The following is a 17,146-nucleotide window of genomic DNA, read 5'->3' as shown; positions in this document are numbered from 1 at the left end:
CGCCGAAAATCGAAAAGGGGCCGGCCGTGCAACGCCGGCCCCTTTTGCGTTCAGCGCATCGCGGCGATCGCGTCACGCCGTCGGGAGAGGGTTGGCGGGAGCGAACGCCGCAACCATATCCCGTGCTGCTCAGAGGCCATCGGCAGCAGGATCTCGGTGAGCTCGATAGGGGCCAGGTCGACGTTCGGGCGCAAAAACGTCGGCACGCGATTGTCAGGCTGGTCCACAATCGCTACAAGACGTTCATCACAACGGACCCGGGTGCGATCCCCGGGTGGCTCTTCCGGCCGCCGATCCGCCGGACAACGCAAAGCATCAGCCCTTCCGACCGCTTGGGACCTCGTCCCGGCTGGTGCATTCCTGTTTGCGAAACGTACCCTCCATGATCTCACTGTCCTCCTATCGCCATGAATGGTTTTCCAACATTCGCGGCGACATTCTCTCCGGCATTGTCGTGGCGCTGGCGCTCATTCCCGAGGCGATCGGCTTTTCAGTCATTGCCGGCGTCGATCCGAAGGTGGGGCTGTTTGCCTCCTTCGCCATCGCCTGCGTCGCCGCCTTCACCGGCGGACGGCCCGGCATGATCTCCGCCGCCACGGCCGCCACCGCTGTCGTCATGGTCAGCCTCGTGCGCGACCACGGCCTGCAATATCTCTTCGCCGCCACCATCCTCATGGGCATCCTGCAGATTGCGGGCGGCTTTCTGAAGCTTGGCCGGCTCATGCGCTTCGTGTCGCGCTCGGTTATCACCGGTTTCGTCAATGCGCTGGCCATCCTCATCTTCATGGCGCAGCTGCCCGAGTTGCTCGGCGTGCCGGCCCTGACCTATGTGATGATCGCCGTCGGTCTCGGCATCATCTACCTCTTCCCCTACGTGACGAAGGCCATTCCATCGCCGCTTGTCGCCATCGCGGTGCTGACGGCCGTGACCGTCTTCGGCGGCCTCGACCTGCGCACGGTCGGCGATCTCGGTGAGCTGCCCTCCAGCCTGCCGATCTTCGGCCTGCCGGACGTGCCGCTGACCTGGGAAACGCTGCGCATCATCTTTCCCTATTCCGTCACGCTGGCCGCGGTCGGACTGCTCGAATCGCTGCTGACGGCGCAGATCGTCGACGACATGACGGATACGCCGAGCAACAAGAGCCAGGAATGCGTCGGCCAGGGCGCGGGCAACATTGCCTCTGCGCTGATCGGCGGCATGGGCGGCTGCGCCATGATCGGCCAGTCGGTCATCAACGTGTCTTCGGGCGGCCGCGGCCGGCTCTCGACCTTCGTCGCCGGTGCCTTCCTTCTCTTCCTCATCCTCGTCCTCGACGACATCGTGCGCATCATCCCGATGGCCGCTCTCGTCGCGGTGATGATCATGGTTTCGATCGGCACCTTCTCCTGGCGCTCGATCCTCGATCTGCGCACCAACCCGCTGCCATCGTCCGTGGTCATGCTGGCGACGGTCGTCACGGTCGTCGCGACGCACGATCTCGCCAAGGGCGTCATCGTCGGTGTGCTCCTGTCGGGCGTGTTCTTCGCCGGCAAGGTGGCCAAGCTGTTCCGCGTGGTGTCTTCGGGGGATGTGACGCCGCGGGTCTACCGCGTCGAAGGCCAGGTCTTCTTCGCCTCCGCCGACAGCTTCATCGCCGCCTTCGACTTCGCCGAGCCGGCCGCAAGCGTCACGATCGACGTGTCCGCGGCGCATTTCTGGGACATCACGGCCGTGGGTGCCCTCGACAAGGTGGTCCTGAAGTTCCGTCGCGCGGGCGTGCCCGTCGAGGTGATCGGCCTCAACGCGGCGAGCGCGACCATGCTCGACCGCTTTGCCGTCCACGACAAGCCGGACGCGCCGGCCCTGCCGCAGGCCTCGCATTAAAGCGCGTTGCGTGAAAACGGCTGGACACGTTCGGGCGACATGCATGAGGCACGTCTCGCCTTCCGGGCCTTTCGTCTGGCCTAACGGCGCGGATCGATAAAAAAGCCCGCCGGCCGCCCGTTTCTGGGAGGCCGGCGGGCTTTGTCGTGGTGGACGCGCGCTTGCGTCAGTCGTTTGCAGTGACCTTGACGCCCAGCACGCTCGGCAGCGTGTTCGGCGCGCCCATGCCGGCACCCATGATCATCGGGAAGGGCACGGGCTTTGCCGGCTCGGCCGTGATCGTGATGTTCTTCGGCGCGTCCAGATAGGTGTTGATCGCCGCCGTCAGCTGGTTCTGCAGGTCGGGAAGGTTGAGCTGGGCGATCATGATCGGGGCGAGGCCCTTGATCGACTGTGCGAGCTGCTCGCCCGTCACGCCCTGTTCCGCACCGAAATAGTCGAGCAGGCGCTTGGTGATCGAGGCATCCTCGAAGCGGATGGACGCAGAGGTGAAGCTCAGCTGCTGCATGAGGCCCATGGCCGACAGGCCGAGCGCCTGGTTGGCGGCGTCCTTGTTCGGGTTGGCTTCGGCAGCCTTGAAGGCTTCCTGGAACGCGCTCAGGAGCTGGAGGGTGTAGCCCGACACGTTGAGGCCGATCGACAGGCGGCCGACATTGTCGACATTGATCGAGTTGTCGCGAATGTCGAACACGCCGGAGGCGAGGTCCCAGCTGCCTTCCATGGTAAATTCGCCGGTCGGCTTCTGCAGGCCGAGCTTGTCGATCGCCATCTTCGTCTTGGCGTCCTTGACCTCGGACAGGTCCGCCTTCACGCCGCTGACGATGCCGTCGAAATCGATGCCCTTGTCGCCGTCCTGACGGCTCAGATTGCTCTCCGACTTCTCGATCGAGAACACGGTCTTGCCGCCGATCTCCACCGCGACCGGGCCAGTTCCCGCGGACTCGTAGTAGAGCAGGTCGTCGATGCCGCCGGCGCCCGCCTTGGCGGGAACGCGCAGGCCGGCGATCGAGATGTCCTTGGCGGTCAGGCGCGCGCCGTCGGACGTCTTATCGATGTCAGGAAAGGCCACGGTTTCGACCGTGTAGCCGCCGTCGGCGAGTTCCTCGACGCCGTCGAAGGTGAGATCGCCGATCTGCAGCTCGTCCGCCTTCTGCATGGTGCTCTTGATGCTGGCGCCCTTCAGGACCACGCTGTCGTCGTTGACGTCGACATCCTCGTAGGCGAGCGTCGCCCCGTTGATGGCATAGGCGGCATTCAGCTTTTCAACGAAATCCGTGCCGTCGAGCGCGAAGGCGGGGGAGGCGAGGGCGGCGAAGGCAACGCCCGCCAGCAGAAAGCGAAGTCTTGGAAACTGCATCATCATGGGTCCTTGCAAAGCCTCTGAAATCGGGGTCGATATCTCCAAGGCAATTGGGGCGGGAATATATGCGGGCGACGCGCAAATGTCAGGCCGGCATCACGCATTATTTGGCCGCCGGGAAAAAGGGTCGCCCGTCTCCCGCCGAGCGCAGGGGCGCGGTGGGCGATGGGCAGGCGCTGGCCAGGCGCTGGGCAGGCGACGGGCAGGCGACGGGCGGATGGCCGGGCAGAGATTGCTGGGGATAGGGCCGGCGAGAGAACTTGATGTTCACGGTTTGTTGAGGTAGCTACGACCCATGGGACAGAGCCTTTTGCCGCCGTCGGGCGGGGACGATCACATTCAACCCGTCGATCTCAAGGCGGCGCTGGAAGAGCGCTACCTTGCCTACGCGCTGTCCACCATCATGCACCGCGCGCTTCCGGACGTCCGCGACGGCCTGAAGCCGGTGCATCGCCGCATCATCCACGCGATGAGCGAGATGGGCATCCGTCCGAACACCGCCTTCAAGAAATGCGCCCGCATCGTCGGCGACGTCATCGGTAAGTTCCACCCGCATGGCGACCAGTCGGTCTATGACGCGCTGGTGCGGCTCGCGCAGGATTTCTCCCAGCGGTATCCGCTGGTCGACGGCCAGGGCAATTTCGGCAATATCGACGGCGACAATGCCGCCGCCTACCGGTACACCGAAGCGCGCATGACGGAGGTCGCCGCGCTGCTGCTCGAGGGGATCGACCAGGACGCCGTCGATTTCCGCGCGACTTACAACGAGGAGGACGAGGAGCCGGTCGTCCTGCCGGGCGCGTTTCCCAATCTGCTCGCCAACGGCGCCTCCGGCATCGCGGTGGGCATGGCCACCTCCATTCCGCCGCACAACGCGCATGAGCTGTGCGATGCGGCGCTGCTCCTGATCCGCAAGCCCGACGCCTCGATCGAGGAACTGGTGGAGCTGGTACCCGGCCCGGATTTTCCGACCGGCGGCGTCATCATCGACAACAAGGCTGCGATCACCGAGGCCTACCGGACCGGGCGCGGCGGCTTCCGCGTGCGGGCTAAATGGGCCGTCGAGGATCTCGGCCGCGGCGTCTGGCAGATCGTCGTCACGGAAATTCCCTATCAGGTGCAGAAATCGCGGCTGATCGAAAAGATCGCCGAACTGCTGATCGCCCGCAAGCTGCCGCTCTTGGAAGACGTGCGCGACGAATCGGCCGAAGACGTGCGTGTCGTGCTGGTGCCGAAGAGCCGCAGCGTCGATCCCACCATCATGATGGAATCGCTGTTCCGGCTGACGGATCTCGAAAACCGGTTTCCGCTGAACATGAACGTCCTGTCGATGGGGCGCGTGCCGCGCGTCATGTCGATCTTCGACATCCTGACAGAGTGGCTGCAGCATCGCCGCGAGGTCCTGCAGCGGCGGTCGCGCTTCCGCCTCGCGGCCATCGAGCGCCGGCTGGAGATTCTCGGCGGCTACCTCATCGCCTATCTCAACCTCGACGAGGTGATCCGCATCATCCGGGAGGAGGACGAGCCGAAGCCTGCCTTGATGGCACGGTTCGCGCTCACCGACCTTCAGGCCGAATCGATCCTCAACATGCGCCTGCGCTCGCTGCGCAAGCTGGAGGAATTCGAGATCCGCAAGGAGTTCGACGGGCTCACCGCCGAAAAGGCCGAGATCGATGCGCTGCTCGCCTCCGACGACAAGCAGTGGCAGACGGTCGCCTGGGAAATCGGCGAGGTGAAGAAAAAGTTCGCCAAGGCGACGGAGCTCGGCCGCCGCCGCACGCTGTTTGCCGATGCGCCGGAAACGGACGACGAGGCGATCCAGCAGGCGATGATCGAGAAGGAGCCGATCACGGTCGTCCTGTCCCAGAAGGGCTGGATCCGGGCGCTGAAGGGGCACATTTCCGACACCGCGACGCTGCAGTTCAAGGAAGGCGATGCGCTGAAGTTCGCCTTCCCGGCCTCGACGACCGACCGCATCCTGATCGTGACCACGGGCGGCAAGGCCTATACGCTCGGGGGCGACAAGCTGCCCGGCGGGCGCGGCCATGGCGAGCCGCTGCGCATCATGGTCGACATGGAAAACGACCAGGACGTGCTCACCGCCTTTGTCCACGATCCCGCCCGCAAGGTGGTGATCGCCTCGGCCGCCGGCAACGGCTTCGTCATCGCGGAAAGCGAGATGGTCGCCAACACCCGCAAGGGCAAGCAGATCCTCAACGTCGCCATGCCGGACGAGGCCAAGATGGTCGTGACCGCCAAGGGCGACCAGGTCGCGATCATCGGCGAAAACCGCAAGATGCTCGTCTTCCCGCTGCAGCAGATCCCGGAAATGACCCGCGGCAAGGGCGTGCGCCTGCAGCGCTACAAGGATGGCGGCGTTTCCGACATCCGCTGCTTTGCGCTGGCCGACGGCCTCACCTGGAGCGACAGCGCCGGCCGCAGTTTCACCAAATCCGCAGCCGAACTCACCGAATGGATCGGCGACCGCGGCACGGCCGGTCGCCTTGTGCCGAAGGGCTTTCCGCGGAGCGGGAAGTTCGGGGGGTGAGGGGCGTGGTGGGGCCTCGTCGTTGACGGCGAGCCCTTCGCTTGCGTTCGCAAAATCGCCGACAGAGAGAGCCGGGGCGCAGAGATCGGGCATCGTCTCCCTCGGCATGTCCCCAAGCCACGCCGAGCGCCGTCTTTCTGGACCGGCAACTCGTCACTGGACCGGCAATGCGTCAGCGGCTCTCGTTTGCAACTGTTCCGAAGCAGGTGCCCGGCGCGGATCTCTGAGTTTTACCGATGTGACGCAACCTCCGCGGCTTTCTGTTCTGACTCTGCGAGTCGGACGGGCGTTGCCGACGAACCTTAGGTCATGAGTCGGTCGTGGTGAGGCCGTCTTGAGAGGGTCCGGCCAACGGTTCGCTGGCCGCGTCCGAGCGTGTCGTCAGCCCGCAACGTCCGCGCCGTCCGGCCCGGCGAAACGCTCCCAGCCGCGCGCCATCAGATGTTCCTGGGGCAGGAACTTGGTCTTGTAGTCCATCTTGCGCGATCCCTTGACCCAGTAGCCGAGATAGACGTGCGGCAGGCCGCGGTCCCGTGCCTTGCGGATATGATCGAGGATCATGAAGGTGCCGAGCGAGCGCGTGGAAAAGGCGGGGTCGAAGTAGGAATAGACCATCGACAGGCCGTCGCCCATCTTGTCGGTCAGGGCGGCGGCGATCAGCGGGCCGTTTGCCCGGCCGGCAATCCCGTCGCCTTCGATGCGCAGGCGATATTCGATGATCTTGGTGTTCACATGGGTGTCCTCGACCATCATCGCATAGTCGAGCACCGACATGTCGGACATGCCGCCCTTCTGGTGACGATGATCGAGATAGCGGCGGAACAGGGCATATTGCTCGCTCGACGGCTCGGCCGGATATTCGGTGGACACGACGTCGGTGTTCTCGGCCAGCACGCGCTTCATGGAGCGGGTCGGCGTGAACTCGCCGGCCACGATGCGCACGGACACGCAGGCCCGGCAGCTCTCGCAGGCGGGACGATAGGCGATATTCTGCGATCGGCGAAAGCCGCCCTGGGTCAGGAGGTCGTTCAGCTCGGGCGCCCGCTCGCCGACCATGTGGGTGAACACCTTCCGCTCCATCTCCTGCGGCAGGTAGGGGCAAGCCGCCGGTGCCGTGAGATAGAACTGCGGAGACGGAGCTGTGTGGGTGTTCATGTTCATCTGGGGCGGCAATCACACTTCATGACCATACGGGTTCAAGACCATACGGATTGCGACGGTGCCGTTGTCCCTGGGGACGCTCCGGCGTGCCGTCGCACCTTCATCTCTGCTGCAGACCGGCCGCATCTTGCTTGCAGGCCGGCTGCATCGTCTCCTGCCGAGATCGACTCCGATCTCCGATAATGCATTAGCATGGCCCAAGAATGGAAAAGGTCAACCGGCCGTTAACGCGGCCGGTCGAAAACACGACGGATTGATGCGGCGGTGTGTCCGCAAGGGCGCTGTCAGCGCAGCGGATAGCTGTCGCGCCGCACGGTCACGGTGCCGATCAGGAAATCATGCAGCAGGCGTCCGCGATCCGTGAAGAGGCCGATCAGCACGATGAACGGCGTCAGGAACGCATTGGCGATCCAGAAGATCACGAGGTGCACGATCGCCGTCATGAAATCCATCGGCCGCCCGTCGGTCCGCGCGATGGCGAGACCCATCATCGTCATGCCCGGCGAGGCCTGCGACCGGCCGCCCACCGTGACGCCGAAATAGAGCATGGCCACGATGGCAAACAGCGCGGGATAGAGCAGGAAGCCGAAGCCGAGCGTCAGGATGCCGAGGAAGAACACGACGACGGCTGCGGGAATCCACAACAGCGCGACGAACAGATAGTCGACGCAGAACGCGATGACCCGACGGCTGAGGACGCCTCGATAGGCGCGCCAGTCGGTGCTCGGGAAGCGAATGTCATCATGGCTTACGGTCATGTCGGTCTCCAGTGGTCCAGTCTCATATCGGGATGGACCGATCCGGATTCAAGCGCTGTCACGACCACTGTCGTCCGGTGGCAGGACCGCCGCCGTCAGCCCTTGCGGGCCAGCAACCGTGCCACGTCGAGCGCGAAATAGCTGAGGATGCCGTCGCAGCCGGCGCGCTTGAAGGCGAGCAGGGTTTCCATCATCACGCGCTGCTCGTCGATCCAGCCGTTGGCGCCGGCGGCCTTGATCATCGCGTATTCTCCGGACACCTGATAGGCGAACACCGGCAGGCCGAAGGCCTCCTTCATGCGCCAGCAGATATCGAGATAGGGCAGGCCGGGCTTGACCATCATCATGTCGGCCCCTTCCTCCACGTCGAGGGCCGCATCGCGCAGGGCCTCTGTGCCGTTGGCGGGGTCGATGTAATAGGTCTTCTTGTCGCCCTTCAGCAGCCCGCTGGTGCCGATGGCTTCGCGATAGGGGCCATAGAATGCGGAGGCGAACTTGGTCGCATAGGCCATGATGCCGACATTCTGATGACCGGCCGCGTCGAGCGCCTGGCGGATGACGCCGATCCGGCCGTCCATCATGTCGGAGGGCGCGATGATATCGGCGCCCGCATCGGCCTGCGACACGGCCGCGCGGGCGATCTGGGATACGGTCTCGTCGTTGACGATCTCGCCGTGGCGCAGGATGCCGTCATGGCCGTGGCTGGTGAAGGGGTCGAGCGCCACATCGGTGATGACGCCAATGCCCGGCACCGCGGTCTTGATGGCGCGCGTCGCCCGGTTGATCAGGTTGTCGGCGTCGAGGCTGTGGGACCCGGTTTCGTCGCGCAGCGCCATGTCGACATTGGGAAAGGTGGCAAGCGCGGGAATGCCGAGATCGGCGGCTTCGCGCGCGGCCTCGACCGCCTTGTCGACGCTGAGGCGCATGACACCGGGCATGGCCGCGATCGGCTCCACGATGTTGGTCCCGGGCACGACGAAGATCGGCCAGATCAGGTCGTCCACCGTCAGCTGCGTTTCGCGCACCATCCGCCGCGTCCAGTCCGCCTTGCGGTTGCGGCGCATGCGGCGGTGTCCGGTGATCAGGTCCACGATGTCGGTTTTGTCGGTCATCTCTCGTCTTTCAAAGGCTCGGCCCCCAAGATGGCGGGGCAGGTGCGAGGCCGGAGATCGGTGGCGGCGTGTGGGGCCGCGACCGCGCGCATGTCCCGCGACGGGCAGCAGGCGGATCCCGCCGTCACGCGGCTGCCTTCCGGATGTCGGCGCCTTCTAGCATGGCTGTCGGACATGGCAAAATCGGGTCGGTGCGGCGTGTCGTCACGCGAGGGGGCGGGCTGACGTGATGCACGCTGAACGGACGTAAACAGCGGACGCGCCGAGACCCACGCACGCGGGACGCGCCGTGGAGACAGGCATTCGGACGAGGCGCTGGAAGCTGCCACGTGAAGGGTAGAAGGGAAGACGACATCTTCCAGCACCTCGTTCGGTGGTTTTTCCCGCAGCCCGGCCATCCCGAAGAGGATTCCCCCGGCTTTACCCGGGAGCGCGTCCGGCAGTCACGACGCGGCTTGCCGCCGCCTTGCCGGGTTTCACAGGACGATCGCGGTTTCAACGATCGCCGCCTCTTCTGTGTCATCGCCACACCGCCGGCCTTACAAGCTCAAACGGCGGACGGCCTTTTCGCGAGCCCGGCGGCGGGGATATGCGTCATCCCCCCATCGCCGGCACCGGCCCCGCTTCGCCGGAACGCCTTCCGGTGCATCCGATAACGGGACGCGGCCAGTATGGCGGCGGAAAAACCGGCGTGGAAAAGAAACGGGGAAAAGAAAGGGCGTTTTTTTTCGGGGGCCGCTGGCGCGAACGATCTCGAGGGGCGGCCCGGCGCTTGCCGCCTGCCGCGCCGATCGTCCCGCGCCGAACGTTGCCCGCCGGCTCTGCGCGGCCTTCGCGCGCGCCGTCCGCGCGTTCCTCCTCTGGCCGTCGCCCGCATCCGCGCTTATGGTCGCCGTCATGTCCGATGATTCTGTCCATGTCCCCAAGATTTCCGTGACGGAGACGCTGTTCGGCATCTTCCTGCGGCTCGTGGCCATCTCGTGCTTCTGGTTCGGCCTGAACTACTGGGCGCTGCTGATCGGCTATTCCTTCAACGGATCCGGCCGCTTCGATCTTCTGACCGTTCCCTGGCGCGTCGCGGCGGCCACGCTGGCGGTGGCCTATCCCGTGGCAGCCCTGGGTTTGTGGCTTCTCGTGTCCTGGGGGCCGGTCATCTGGGTGGTGGCGGCAGCGACCGAAATCGTCATGTTCGGCTTCTATCCCGAGCTCTTCGGCGCCAAGCCGTCGATCCTCGTCCTGCACGGCGGCGCGGCCCTGACCTTCGTGTTTTTCCGCGCTCTCATTCTCTATCAGCGCATGCGTAAGGGACGTATTGCAAGATTTGATTCACCCTGACACAGCAGTCGCCAATGGTAAGCTCATGTTAAGGCTGCGGTTTAAGTAGAATTTTATACGTATTCGATAGTGTCTCCTCAAGGCGGGAAAACATAACCACCGCCACCCAAACAGAGAGAGACCGTCATCATGAACACCAAGCTCAAGGCTCACGCTTCCGCCACGTCTGCCGCCAACACGATCGTCCACAAGGACCCGCAGGAAGACGCGATCCGCAACCTCTACATGGAATCGCTGCACCTCGTCGAGCGCCTGCACCGTCGCCTGCTCGACGTCATCAAGGACGAGTTCGACCGGCAGGGCCGCTCCGACGTCAACGCCGTCCAGGCGCTCCTGCTGTTCAACATCGGCAATTCCGAACTGACGGCAGGCGAGCTGCGCTCGCGGGGCTACTATCTCGGCTCCAACGTCTCCTACAACGTCAAGAAGCTCGTCGACCTCGGCTTCATCAATCACCAGCGCTCGCGCATCGACCGTCGCTCGGTCCGCATCAGCCTGACGGAAGACGGCCAGCACATCGCCGAAACGGTCGCCAAGCTCTATGAACGCCACATCGGCTCGATCCACAAGGTCGGCGGCATCGGCACGGACGAATTCAGCCAGATGAACAAGCTGCTGCAGCGCCTCGACCGCTTCTGGAACGACAGCATCGCCTACCGCATGTAAGGCAGGACAGGACGATCCTCTTGAAAAGGCCGGACGCGGAATGGCGTCCGGCCTTTCGCATGTCCGCTTCTGGCCCCTCCGGCCTTCGCACACCTCGCAGCCGATACCCAAGTCCAAGTCCATGCCCCATACCCAAGCCCCTTGCCCACGCCTTGCCGCAAACAAGCAGACCCGGCGAACGCGGGTCCGCCGGGTCTGTTCTGCCGGGTGATGGTTCCGGATCTCTGCGGCGAAGCGCTAGAAGTCCTGCCAGGATGCGGTCGCGGTGTTGCCGGCGCCGCCGAAGGCGCTGGCGATCTTGCGGCCGAGCGCGCGTGCCGGCGAGTTCACGGGCCGCGCCTGTTCGGTGGCGAGCCGCGCCTGCGGGGCATGGGCCGATGACGCAGAGGAGGATGCGCCCAGATTGAACTGCGCGATCAGCCTGTTCAGCGCTTCGGCCTCCCCGGCAAGGCTATGGCTTGCCGCGGTGGACTGCTCGACCATGGCCGCGTTCTCCTGGGTGCCCTGGTCGATCGTGTTGACGGCCGTGTTGATCTCCTGGATGCCGACCGACTGTTCGCGCGCCGACTCCACGATGGCGCTGACATGCTGGCTGATCTGGTTGACCTCGTCGACGATGAGGCCGAGCGATCTGCCCGTCTCGCCGACAAGCGACACGCCGACCCGCACCTGTTCGCCGGAGGTGACGATCAGGGCCTTGATCTCCTTGGCGGCCGTGGCCGACCGCTGGGCCAGTTCCCGGACCTCCTGTGCGACCACGGCAAAACCCTTGCCGGCTTCTCCGGCGCGGGCGGCTTCCACCCCGGCGTTCAGCGCCAAGAGGTTGGTCTGGAAGGCGATCTCGTCGATCACGCCGATGATGTTGCTGATCTCGCCCGACGATCGCTCGATCTGCTGCATCGCGTTGACGGCGGAGCGGACGACGTCTCCCGCCTTTTCCGCGCCCACCCGCGTTTTCGACACGAGATTTCCCGCTTCCTCGGCGCGCTTGGTGGAGTCCTTCATGGTCGTGGTGATCTCCTCGAGCGCCGCGGCGGTTTCCTCCACGGACGCTGCCTGCTGTTCCGTCCGCCGGGCAAGGTCGTCGGCCGCCGAGCGGATCTCGTTTGCGCCGCTGTCGATGGCCCGGGCATTGCCGTGGACGGTCTGCAGCGCTTCATGAAGCTTGGTCACGGAGTTGTTGAAATCGGTTCGCAGCGCATCGAGCGGGGCGACGAACGGCGTCGAGATCCGGTAGGCGACATCGCCGTCCGCAAGCCGGCCGAGACCGGTGGCCAGCGCATCGACGACCGTCTGTATGTTGGCAGCGTCCCGCGCCTTCTGGGCATCGCGCTCCCGGCGCTCGGCCTCGCTCATCGTCCGGGTGGCGTCCGCCTCCGCCTCCATCGTCGCCTTGGCGATCGCATTGTCCTTGAAGACGGACACGGTCTCCGCCATCGCGCCGATCTCGTCGATGCGGTCACGGCCGGGGATCTCGATGCTGGTGTCGTTGCCGGCGAGACGTGTCATGGCTGTCGTCATGGCGCGGATCGGCTGGGAAATGCTGCGTGCGACGAACCACATGGCAAGCACACCGCCGACGGCAATGGCGACGGCGACGATGATCTGCAACAGACTGTCATTGTGGTTGCGCGTGGAGAGCGCGCTGTCCAGCGCCGTCGCCTCGGCCATGGCCACGGTGGTGGGAACATCGATCAGGACGGACCACGGCGTCTTCGTCCGTCCGACGAGGATCGGCGCAAAGGCCGTGAAGGAGTGCCCATCGGCTTTCACATGGCTGTTTCCGCCCTGGACGATCGGCAGGAACTGGGTCAGCGTCGGATCGGTCTTGTCGAACGGCTGGCCGATGGTTTCGGGATGTTCGCTCGAGGCGACGACGAGCCCCTTGTAGCTGACGATCTCGACGCCGGCCTTGCCGCCGAAGATCGACGCCTTGACCTGTTCGGCGAGCTGCTGGACGAAGGCGAGGTCGAAATCGGCGCCGGCGACGCCGGCGAACTTGCCGTCGATCATGATCGGGACCGACATCGTCGCGAGGTAGACGTTCTTTCCCTGCACGATGTAGGGAAGGGGATCGAGGATGCTCTCGCCGCCGTCGTTCTGCGGGCCGATATACCAGCCGCCCTTCATCACCCCGTTGGGATGCAGCTCGTGGCTGTCATACTCCACCAGCGATTGGACATCGACGGTCCCCGCCGCGTCACGCGTCCAGTAGGGCAGGAACCGGCCGGTTGCATCCGACCCCATTTTCCGGTTGTTCCGGAAGGCCTCGTCCTGCCCGTCGAGGGCGTTGGGCTCCCAGGCGCTGTAGGTGCCGTTGAAGCGCGGATTGTCCTTGAGAACGTTGAGGAGAATGCCGTTGAACTGCGCTCGCCTTGCCTGCGCGGGCGTCGCGGCGGGAAGGCCGGATGCGGCCACCTCGAACATCCGGGCCATGTTGCGGGCGGAATCGAAGGCGCTGTCGAGCGACGACCGGATGACGCCGGCCTGGGTGGACGCCAGCGTCGCCAGGCTGTCCTTCGTCTTCTGTTCGGTGAGGTCGCTCACCGACCGGGCGACGAAATCCTTGCTGTTGCCGGCGGCAACGACGCTGTAGCCGACGAGAGCACCTGTCGCCGCAAGGACGCAGATGCCCGAAAGCAACGCTATCTTCATCTGGATGGATCGAAATTGCATGTCATCCTCGCATGGGTTGGCTGCCCGGCCTCGGTTCAAGGCGGGGATCAGCAGTGGTGGCGATGTCGGGAGAAGGTGGGAGAGGGACGCTCGCGCGTCCCCTGAGGTGCACGCGCGACCTTACGGTCGGCCCGTGCACAGGCCGTGGTTCAAGGCGTACGCGGATCAATCACCCGAGCGGCGGCGAGGCGACAGCGGGGAGGCTGCAATTCCCCGAGACGCCGGCCGATCGACGGCGGTCAAGGTCCGGCCGATGGCGGGGGCGAAAAGGCGCATGTCCGCGCCGAGGGCTGCTCATGTCCAACAAGACTTGCTCCATCGTTTGACGACGAGGAACCCTTTCTTGCCCGTCATGAGCGAGGTTTCCAAGGCCGCAGTCATCTGCGGAATCCGAGTATAAGGTGGAAGAGTCCCTATGGCGTCGACACGAGAGCGGTGACGGGCAGGGTCTGGATGCGACGTCCGGCCTGCATCTTGGCGAGATGCCGCGTCCGGTCGGAATTCAGGCACGTGTTTTTGAATTTTGTTTTGAAAAAGATCGATGCGTCTGATGCGTTAGAAAGTAGACGTCTGATGCGCAGCTGTCTGATGCGCATTTGGAGAATCCGCGCCACCCTCATTAGAGAGCTGCAAATTCAAGAGAAGAACGGTGGCGTAGGCCAGCAATGCGTTTACATTGCACATCTCCAGCCGGAGGCGGAGGATACTGTCCATTCGGGTGGGATCGTCTTCAAAAGAATGTAGGGTATTCTGTGATGTGTGTGCCATTTTCCTATCCTGATCTATCGGTAAAAATATTATGCATTAGTAAAGTCTTTGTAAACGCGCGGCCGGGCGGAGATGCCGTCGGCGGCGGGATTCGCAGATTTGCGACAGTCCGGGAGACAAATCCGGCGGCGCAGGGACGGCGTCGTCATGAAGGCTGCAGGCCGGCTGTTGCGGTGCGTCATCGGTCGCTCTTTGGCGCGGTCCGACGGTAGCGCGGACGCGCGCGAACGTCCTTGATTCAGATCAAAGGGTAAGCGAGGGCGCAGACGAGCGGGTGGCGGCGCCTTCCGGGCGGTCGAAAGCCCCAAGGCGCTCAGGAGCGATGTCACGCGATCGTGTCCGGCCCGGTGTCCGGCCCGGTATCCGGCCCGCGGCCTCGGGTGTCGACGTCGCTCGGGCGCCCGTCGTCCTGCCCGCCAGGTTCGGGCCGGGCCAATCTGTACTATTCGGGCCCTGCGGGGCAGGGGCGCGCCGGACCGGTGCCGGATCGGGGAAGGCGGTTGTGGGGCTGTGGCAGGAAGGACGCAGTGCCTTGATTCCCGGCCTGTCGATGGGCTTTGCCTCTGGTTGTGTGACACCGTTTGGCCATATTGATATGGGAGGTCAAACGGAGAAAAAACCGGCCTGTCAAGGCGGGTCGGACACCGGTTTCGGCGCGACCGCGCAGGGCCGGGGCGGCCGGAAAGGCCCGCAAGGTCTCAGACATGTCTGGGGCCTGCACGCTCAAGCCAAGGCCTGTCCGCGCGGGCGGCATGTCCGGGATCCGCCGATGGCGGGCTCCGGCGGGTTCGATCGGGGTCTGATCGGGTCCGTCAGGCCTTTCCCGCCGCGGGCCGGTTTGGCTTTGGTTAACCGTAATCGTGATAGCGCTGAGGGCGGAATTGCCTCGCAGCATCTGATGGTAGGGATCATGTCGAAGAAAAACGGAATTGATGCTCACAGCCGCCGCGCCTTCCTGCGCTCCGCCGCCACGCTCGGTGCGGCAGCCTGGGCCGGTGGCGCGTTCGCGCAGGACGCTCTGGTGGACATCATCAATGCACCGCGTCGCGGCGTGTGGGACGACCAGTTCGACGCGCAGGCTTCGCGCACGGCGCTGGCCGTTTCGTCCAACACGCCGATCTTCAGCATGGACACCATCTACAACACCCAGACGGCGATCGGCCAGTATCAGCGGATCGTGTCTGCCGGCGGCTGGCCCGAGGTCAATCCGTCGCAGCGTCTGGAGCTCGGCGTGTCCGACCCGGCGGTGCGGGCGCTGCGCCAGCATCTGATGGCATCGGGCGATCTCGAGCAGTCGGCCGGCATGTCGGACAATTTCGACAGCTATGTCGACGGCGCGGTCAAGCGCTTCCAGGCCCGCCACGGCCTGCCGCCGGATGGCGTTCTCGGTGAATATTCGCTGAAGGCGCTGAACATCTCCGCCAATGTGCGCCTGCAGCAGCTCAACACCAATCTCGTGCGCCTGCAGTCCATGTCGGGCGATCTCGGCATGCGCCACGTCGTGGTCAACATCCCTGCGGCCCTGATCGAGGCGGTGGAGAACGGCCGCGTCGTCCAGCGCCACACGGCCATCGTCGGCCGCCTGTCGCGCCCGACGCACATCATCAATTCCAAGATCTACGAGGTCATTCTCAACCCGTACTGGACCGCACCGCGCTCGATCGTCGAGAAGGACATCGTGCCTCTGATGCGCAAGGATCCGGAATATCTGAAGAAGAATGCCATTCGCCTGATCGACGGGCAGGGCAACGAGGTGTCGCCGGAGACGATCGACTGGAATGCCGACAAGGCGCCGAACCTGACGTTCCGTCAGGATCCGGGCAAGATCAACGCCATGGCATCGACCAAGATCAACTTCCACAACCCGAACAACGAGTACATGCACGACACGCCCTCGCAGGGTCTGTTCAACAAGCTCGCGCGCTTCGAGAGCTCGGGCTGCGTGCGCGTGCAGAACGTGCGCGATCTCACGACCTGGCTCCTGAAGGAAACGCCCGGCTGGAGCCGCCAGCAGATCGAGGCGACCATCCGCTCGGGCCAGAACAACCCGATCAAGCTCTCGGTCGAAGTGCCGGTGTACTTCAAGTACATCACCGCCTGGGCCGCCAAGGACGGCGTCGTGCAGTTCCGCGACGACATCTACCAGATGGACGGCGAACAGGAACTGGCCCTGCAGACCACCACCGGCATCGAACCCGTCACCGACGGCCTCGACGGCGGCGTGGCACAGTAACGTCCCCTCTCGTTCGACCTCATCCTCCCGACCCCTCGACGGCCGCGCTTCCCGGAAGCGCGGCCGTTTGTTTGGCGGCGTAGCCCCTCATCTGCCTGCCGGCATCTTCTCCCCGCAGGCGGGGAGAAGAGACGTTGGTGCGCCGCTTCGTTTCCCCCAAAGGACGAGGCACGCTCGTCCCCTCTCCCCGCACGCGGGGAGAGGGTTAGGGTGAGGGGCAGCCCGCACGTGCAAAGGGCCGTCGTAAAGCTCGACCAGCGCACGGTGGCGCTGACCGATGGCGCGGCCGTTTGTTTGGCGGCGTAGCCCCTCATCTGCCTGCCGGCATCTTCTCCCCGCGTGCGGGGAGAAGAGACGCGGTTCCCTGCTTTGTTTCCCCATGGGCAAGGCCTGCTTGTCCCCTCTCCCCGCAGGCGGGGAGAGGGTTAGGGTGAGGGGCARCCCGCASGCGCAAAGGGTCGTYGWAAAGCTGGACCAGGGCACGGCGGCGCTGACCGAKGGCAYGGCCGTTTGTTKGGCGGCGTAGCCCCTCATCKGCCTGCCGGCATCTTCTCCCCGCCTGCGGGGAGAAGAGACGTGGTKCGCCGGTTCGGTTCTCCCATGGGCAAGGCAGGCTCGTCCCCTCTCCCCGCAGGCGGGGAGAGGGTTAGGGTGAGGGGCAACCC

At 64.8% G+C, this 17,146-nt stretch carries 10 protein-coding genes and 1 other annotated feature; of the genes, 5 read left to right on the top strand and 5 right to left on the bottom strand.

Annotated elements, in window-relative coordinates; genetic code table 11:
* Positions 1-250: 250 nt before the first annotated feature.
* Positions 251-308: a sequence feature (sul1 is cis-regulatory element that is thought to sense ions involved in sulfur or methionine metabolism; They are found in Alphaproteobacteria), on the top strand.
* A gap of 74 nt (positions 309-382) precedes the next feature.
* On the top strand, positions 383-1,864 hold the full coding sequence (locus ASG25_RS02305) for a SulP family inorganic anion transporter (RefSeq protein WP_062468696.1): 1,482 nt from the start codon (positions 383-385) through the stop codon (positions 1,862-1,864).
* 166 nt (positions 1,865-2,030) lie between these two features.
* On the opposite strand, the gene ASG25_RS02300 is transcribed toward ASG25_RS02305, so the two are convergent.
* On the bottom strand, positions 2,031-3,224 hold the full coding sequence (locus ASG25_RS02300) for a hypothetical protein (protein ID WP_062471919.1): 1,194 nt from the start codon (positions 3,222-3,224) through the stop codon (positions 2,031-2,033).
* 295 nt (positions 3,225-3,519) lie between these two features.
* Here ASG25_RS02300 and parC point away from each other — a divergent pair, with 295 nt between their 5' ends.
* A complete protein-coding gene (parC, locus tag ASG25_RS02295) occupies positions 3,520-5,772 on the top strand; it encodes a DNA topoisomerase IV subunit A (RefSeq protein WP_062468692.1) in 2,253 nt (750 codons plus the stop codon).
* A 381-nt stretch (positions 5,773-6,153) separates the two neighbouring features.
* Here the strand turns inward: parC and ASG25_RS02290 are convergent, their stop codons facing one another.
* The 3 genes from ASG25_RS02290 to hemB all read right to left on the bottom strand — a co-directional run bounded on the left by ASG25_RS02290 (position 6,154) and on the right by hemB (position 8,803).
* Complete coding sequence (locus ASG25_RS02290) at positions 6,154-6,927, bottom strand: arginyltransferase (RefSeq protein WP_062471916.1); 774 nt, start codon at positions 6,925-6,927, stop codon at positions 6,154-6,156.
* 290 nt (positions 6,928-7,217) lie between these two features.
* Positions 7,218-7,691 (bottom strand): RDD family protein, encoded by a 474-nt coding sequence (locus tag ASG25_RS02285; protein ID WP_062468689.1) that lies wholly within the window; start codon positions 7,689-7,691, stop codon positions 7,218-7,220.
* 95 nt (positions 7,692-7,786) lie between these two features.
* A complete protein-coding gene (gene hemB / locus ASG25_RS02280) occupies positions 7,787-8,803 on the bottom strand; it encodes a porphobilinogen synthase (RefSeq protein ID WP_062468686.1) in 1,017 nt (338 codons plus the stop codon).
* A gap of 897 nt (positions 8,804-9,700) precedes the next feature.
* On the opposite strand from hemB, the gene ASG25_RS02275 reads away from it, so the two are divergent.
* Both ASG25_RS02275 and ASG25_RS02270 read left to right on the top strand, forming a co-directional pair.
* Positions 9,701-10,138 (top strand): DUF6163 family protein, encoded by a 438-nt coding sequence (locus tag ASG25_RS02275; RefSeq protein ID WP_062471913.1) that lies wholly within the window; start codon positions 9,701-9,703, stop codon positions 10,136-10,138.
* A 129-nt stretch (positions 10,139-10,267) separates the two neighbouring features.
* Positions 10,268-10,804, top strand: coding sequence for a MarR family winged helix-turn-helix transcriptional regulator (locus ASG25_RS02270; RefSeq protein WP_062468683.1), 537 nt, complete (start codon positions 10,268-10,270; stop codon positions 10,802-10,804).
* A gap of 237 nt (positions 10,805-11,041) precedes the next feature.
* Here ASG25_RS02270 and ASG25_RS02265 read toward each other — a convergent pair whose 3' ends face one another.
* Positions 11,042-13,480: a methyl-accepting chemotaxis protein gene (locus ASG25_RS02265; RefSeq protein ID WP_156379638.1), complete on the bottom strand. Its 2,439-nt coding sequence runs from the start codon at positions 13,478-13,480 to the stop codon at positions 11,042-11,044.
* Positions 13,481-15,158: 1,678 nt separating this feature from the next.
* Between ASG25_RS02265 and ASG25_RS02250 the strand changes: the two genes are divergently transcribed.
* Positions 15,159-16,481, top strand: coding sequence for a L,D-transpeptidase family protein (locus tag ASG25_RS02250; RefSeq protein ID WP_062468672.1), 1,323 nt, complete (start codon positions 15,159-15,161; stop codon positions 16,479-16,481).
* Positions 16,482-17,146 lie beyond the last annotated feature (665 nt).

It is taken from the genome of Rhizobium sp. Leaf384 (assembly GCF_001424065.1).
GTDB lineage: Bacteria > Pseudomonadota > Alphaproteobacteria > Rhizobiales > Rhizobiaceae > Ferranicluibacter.
This window is presented reverse-complemented; position numbering and strand designations above follow the sequence as displayed.

What these genes read in the sequence shown, in the direction of transcription:
- ASG25_RS02265 (WP_156379638.1), bottom strand. Translation starts at nt 13,480, where the DNA reads ATGCAATTTCGATCCATCCAGATGAAGATAGCGTTGCTTTCGGGCATC.
- ASG25_RS02270 (WP_062468683.1), top strand. Translation starts at nt 10,268, where the DNA reads ATGAACACCAAGCTCAAGGCTCACGCTTCCGCCACGTCTGCCGCCAAC.
- hemB (WP_062468686.1), bottom strand. Translation starts at nt 8,803, where the DNA reads ATGACCGACAAAACCGACATCGTGGACCTGATCACCGGACACCGCCGC.
- ASG25_RS02300 (WP_062471919.1), bottom strand. Translation starts at nt 3,224, where the DNA reads ATGATGCAGTTTCCAAGACTTCGCTTTCTGCTGGCGGGCGTTGCCTTC.
- ASG25_RS02250 (WP_062468672.1), top strand. Translation starts at nt 15,159, where the DNA reads ATGTCGAAGAAAAACGGAATTGATGCTCACAGCCGCCGCGCCTTCCTG.
- parC (WP_062468692.1), top strand. Translation starts at nt 3,520, where the DNA reads ATGGGACAGAGCCTTTTGCCGCCGTCGGGCGGGGACGATCACATTCAA.
- ASG25_RS02275 (WP_062471913.1), top strand. Translation starts at nt 9,701, where the DNA reads ATGTCCGATGATTCTGTCCATGTCCCCAAGATTTCCGTGACGGAGACG.
- ASG25_RS02285 (WP_062468689.1), bottom strand. Translation starts at nt 7,691, where the DNA reads ATGACCGTAAGCCATGATGACATTCGCTTCCCGAGCACCGACTGGCGC.
- ASG25_RS02305 (WP_062468696.1), top strand. Translation starts at nt 383, where the DNA reads ATGATCTCACTGTCCTCCTATCGCCATGAATGGTTTTCCAACATTCGC.
- ASG25_RS02290 (WP_062471916.1), bottom strand. Translation starts at nt 6,927, where the DNA reads ATGAACACCCACACAGCTCCGTCTCCGCAGTTCTATCTCACGGCACCG.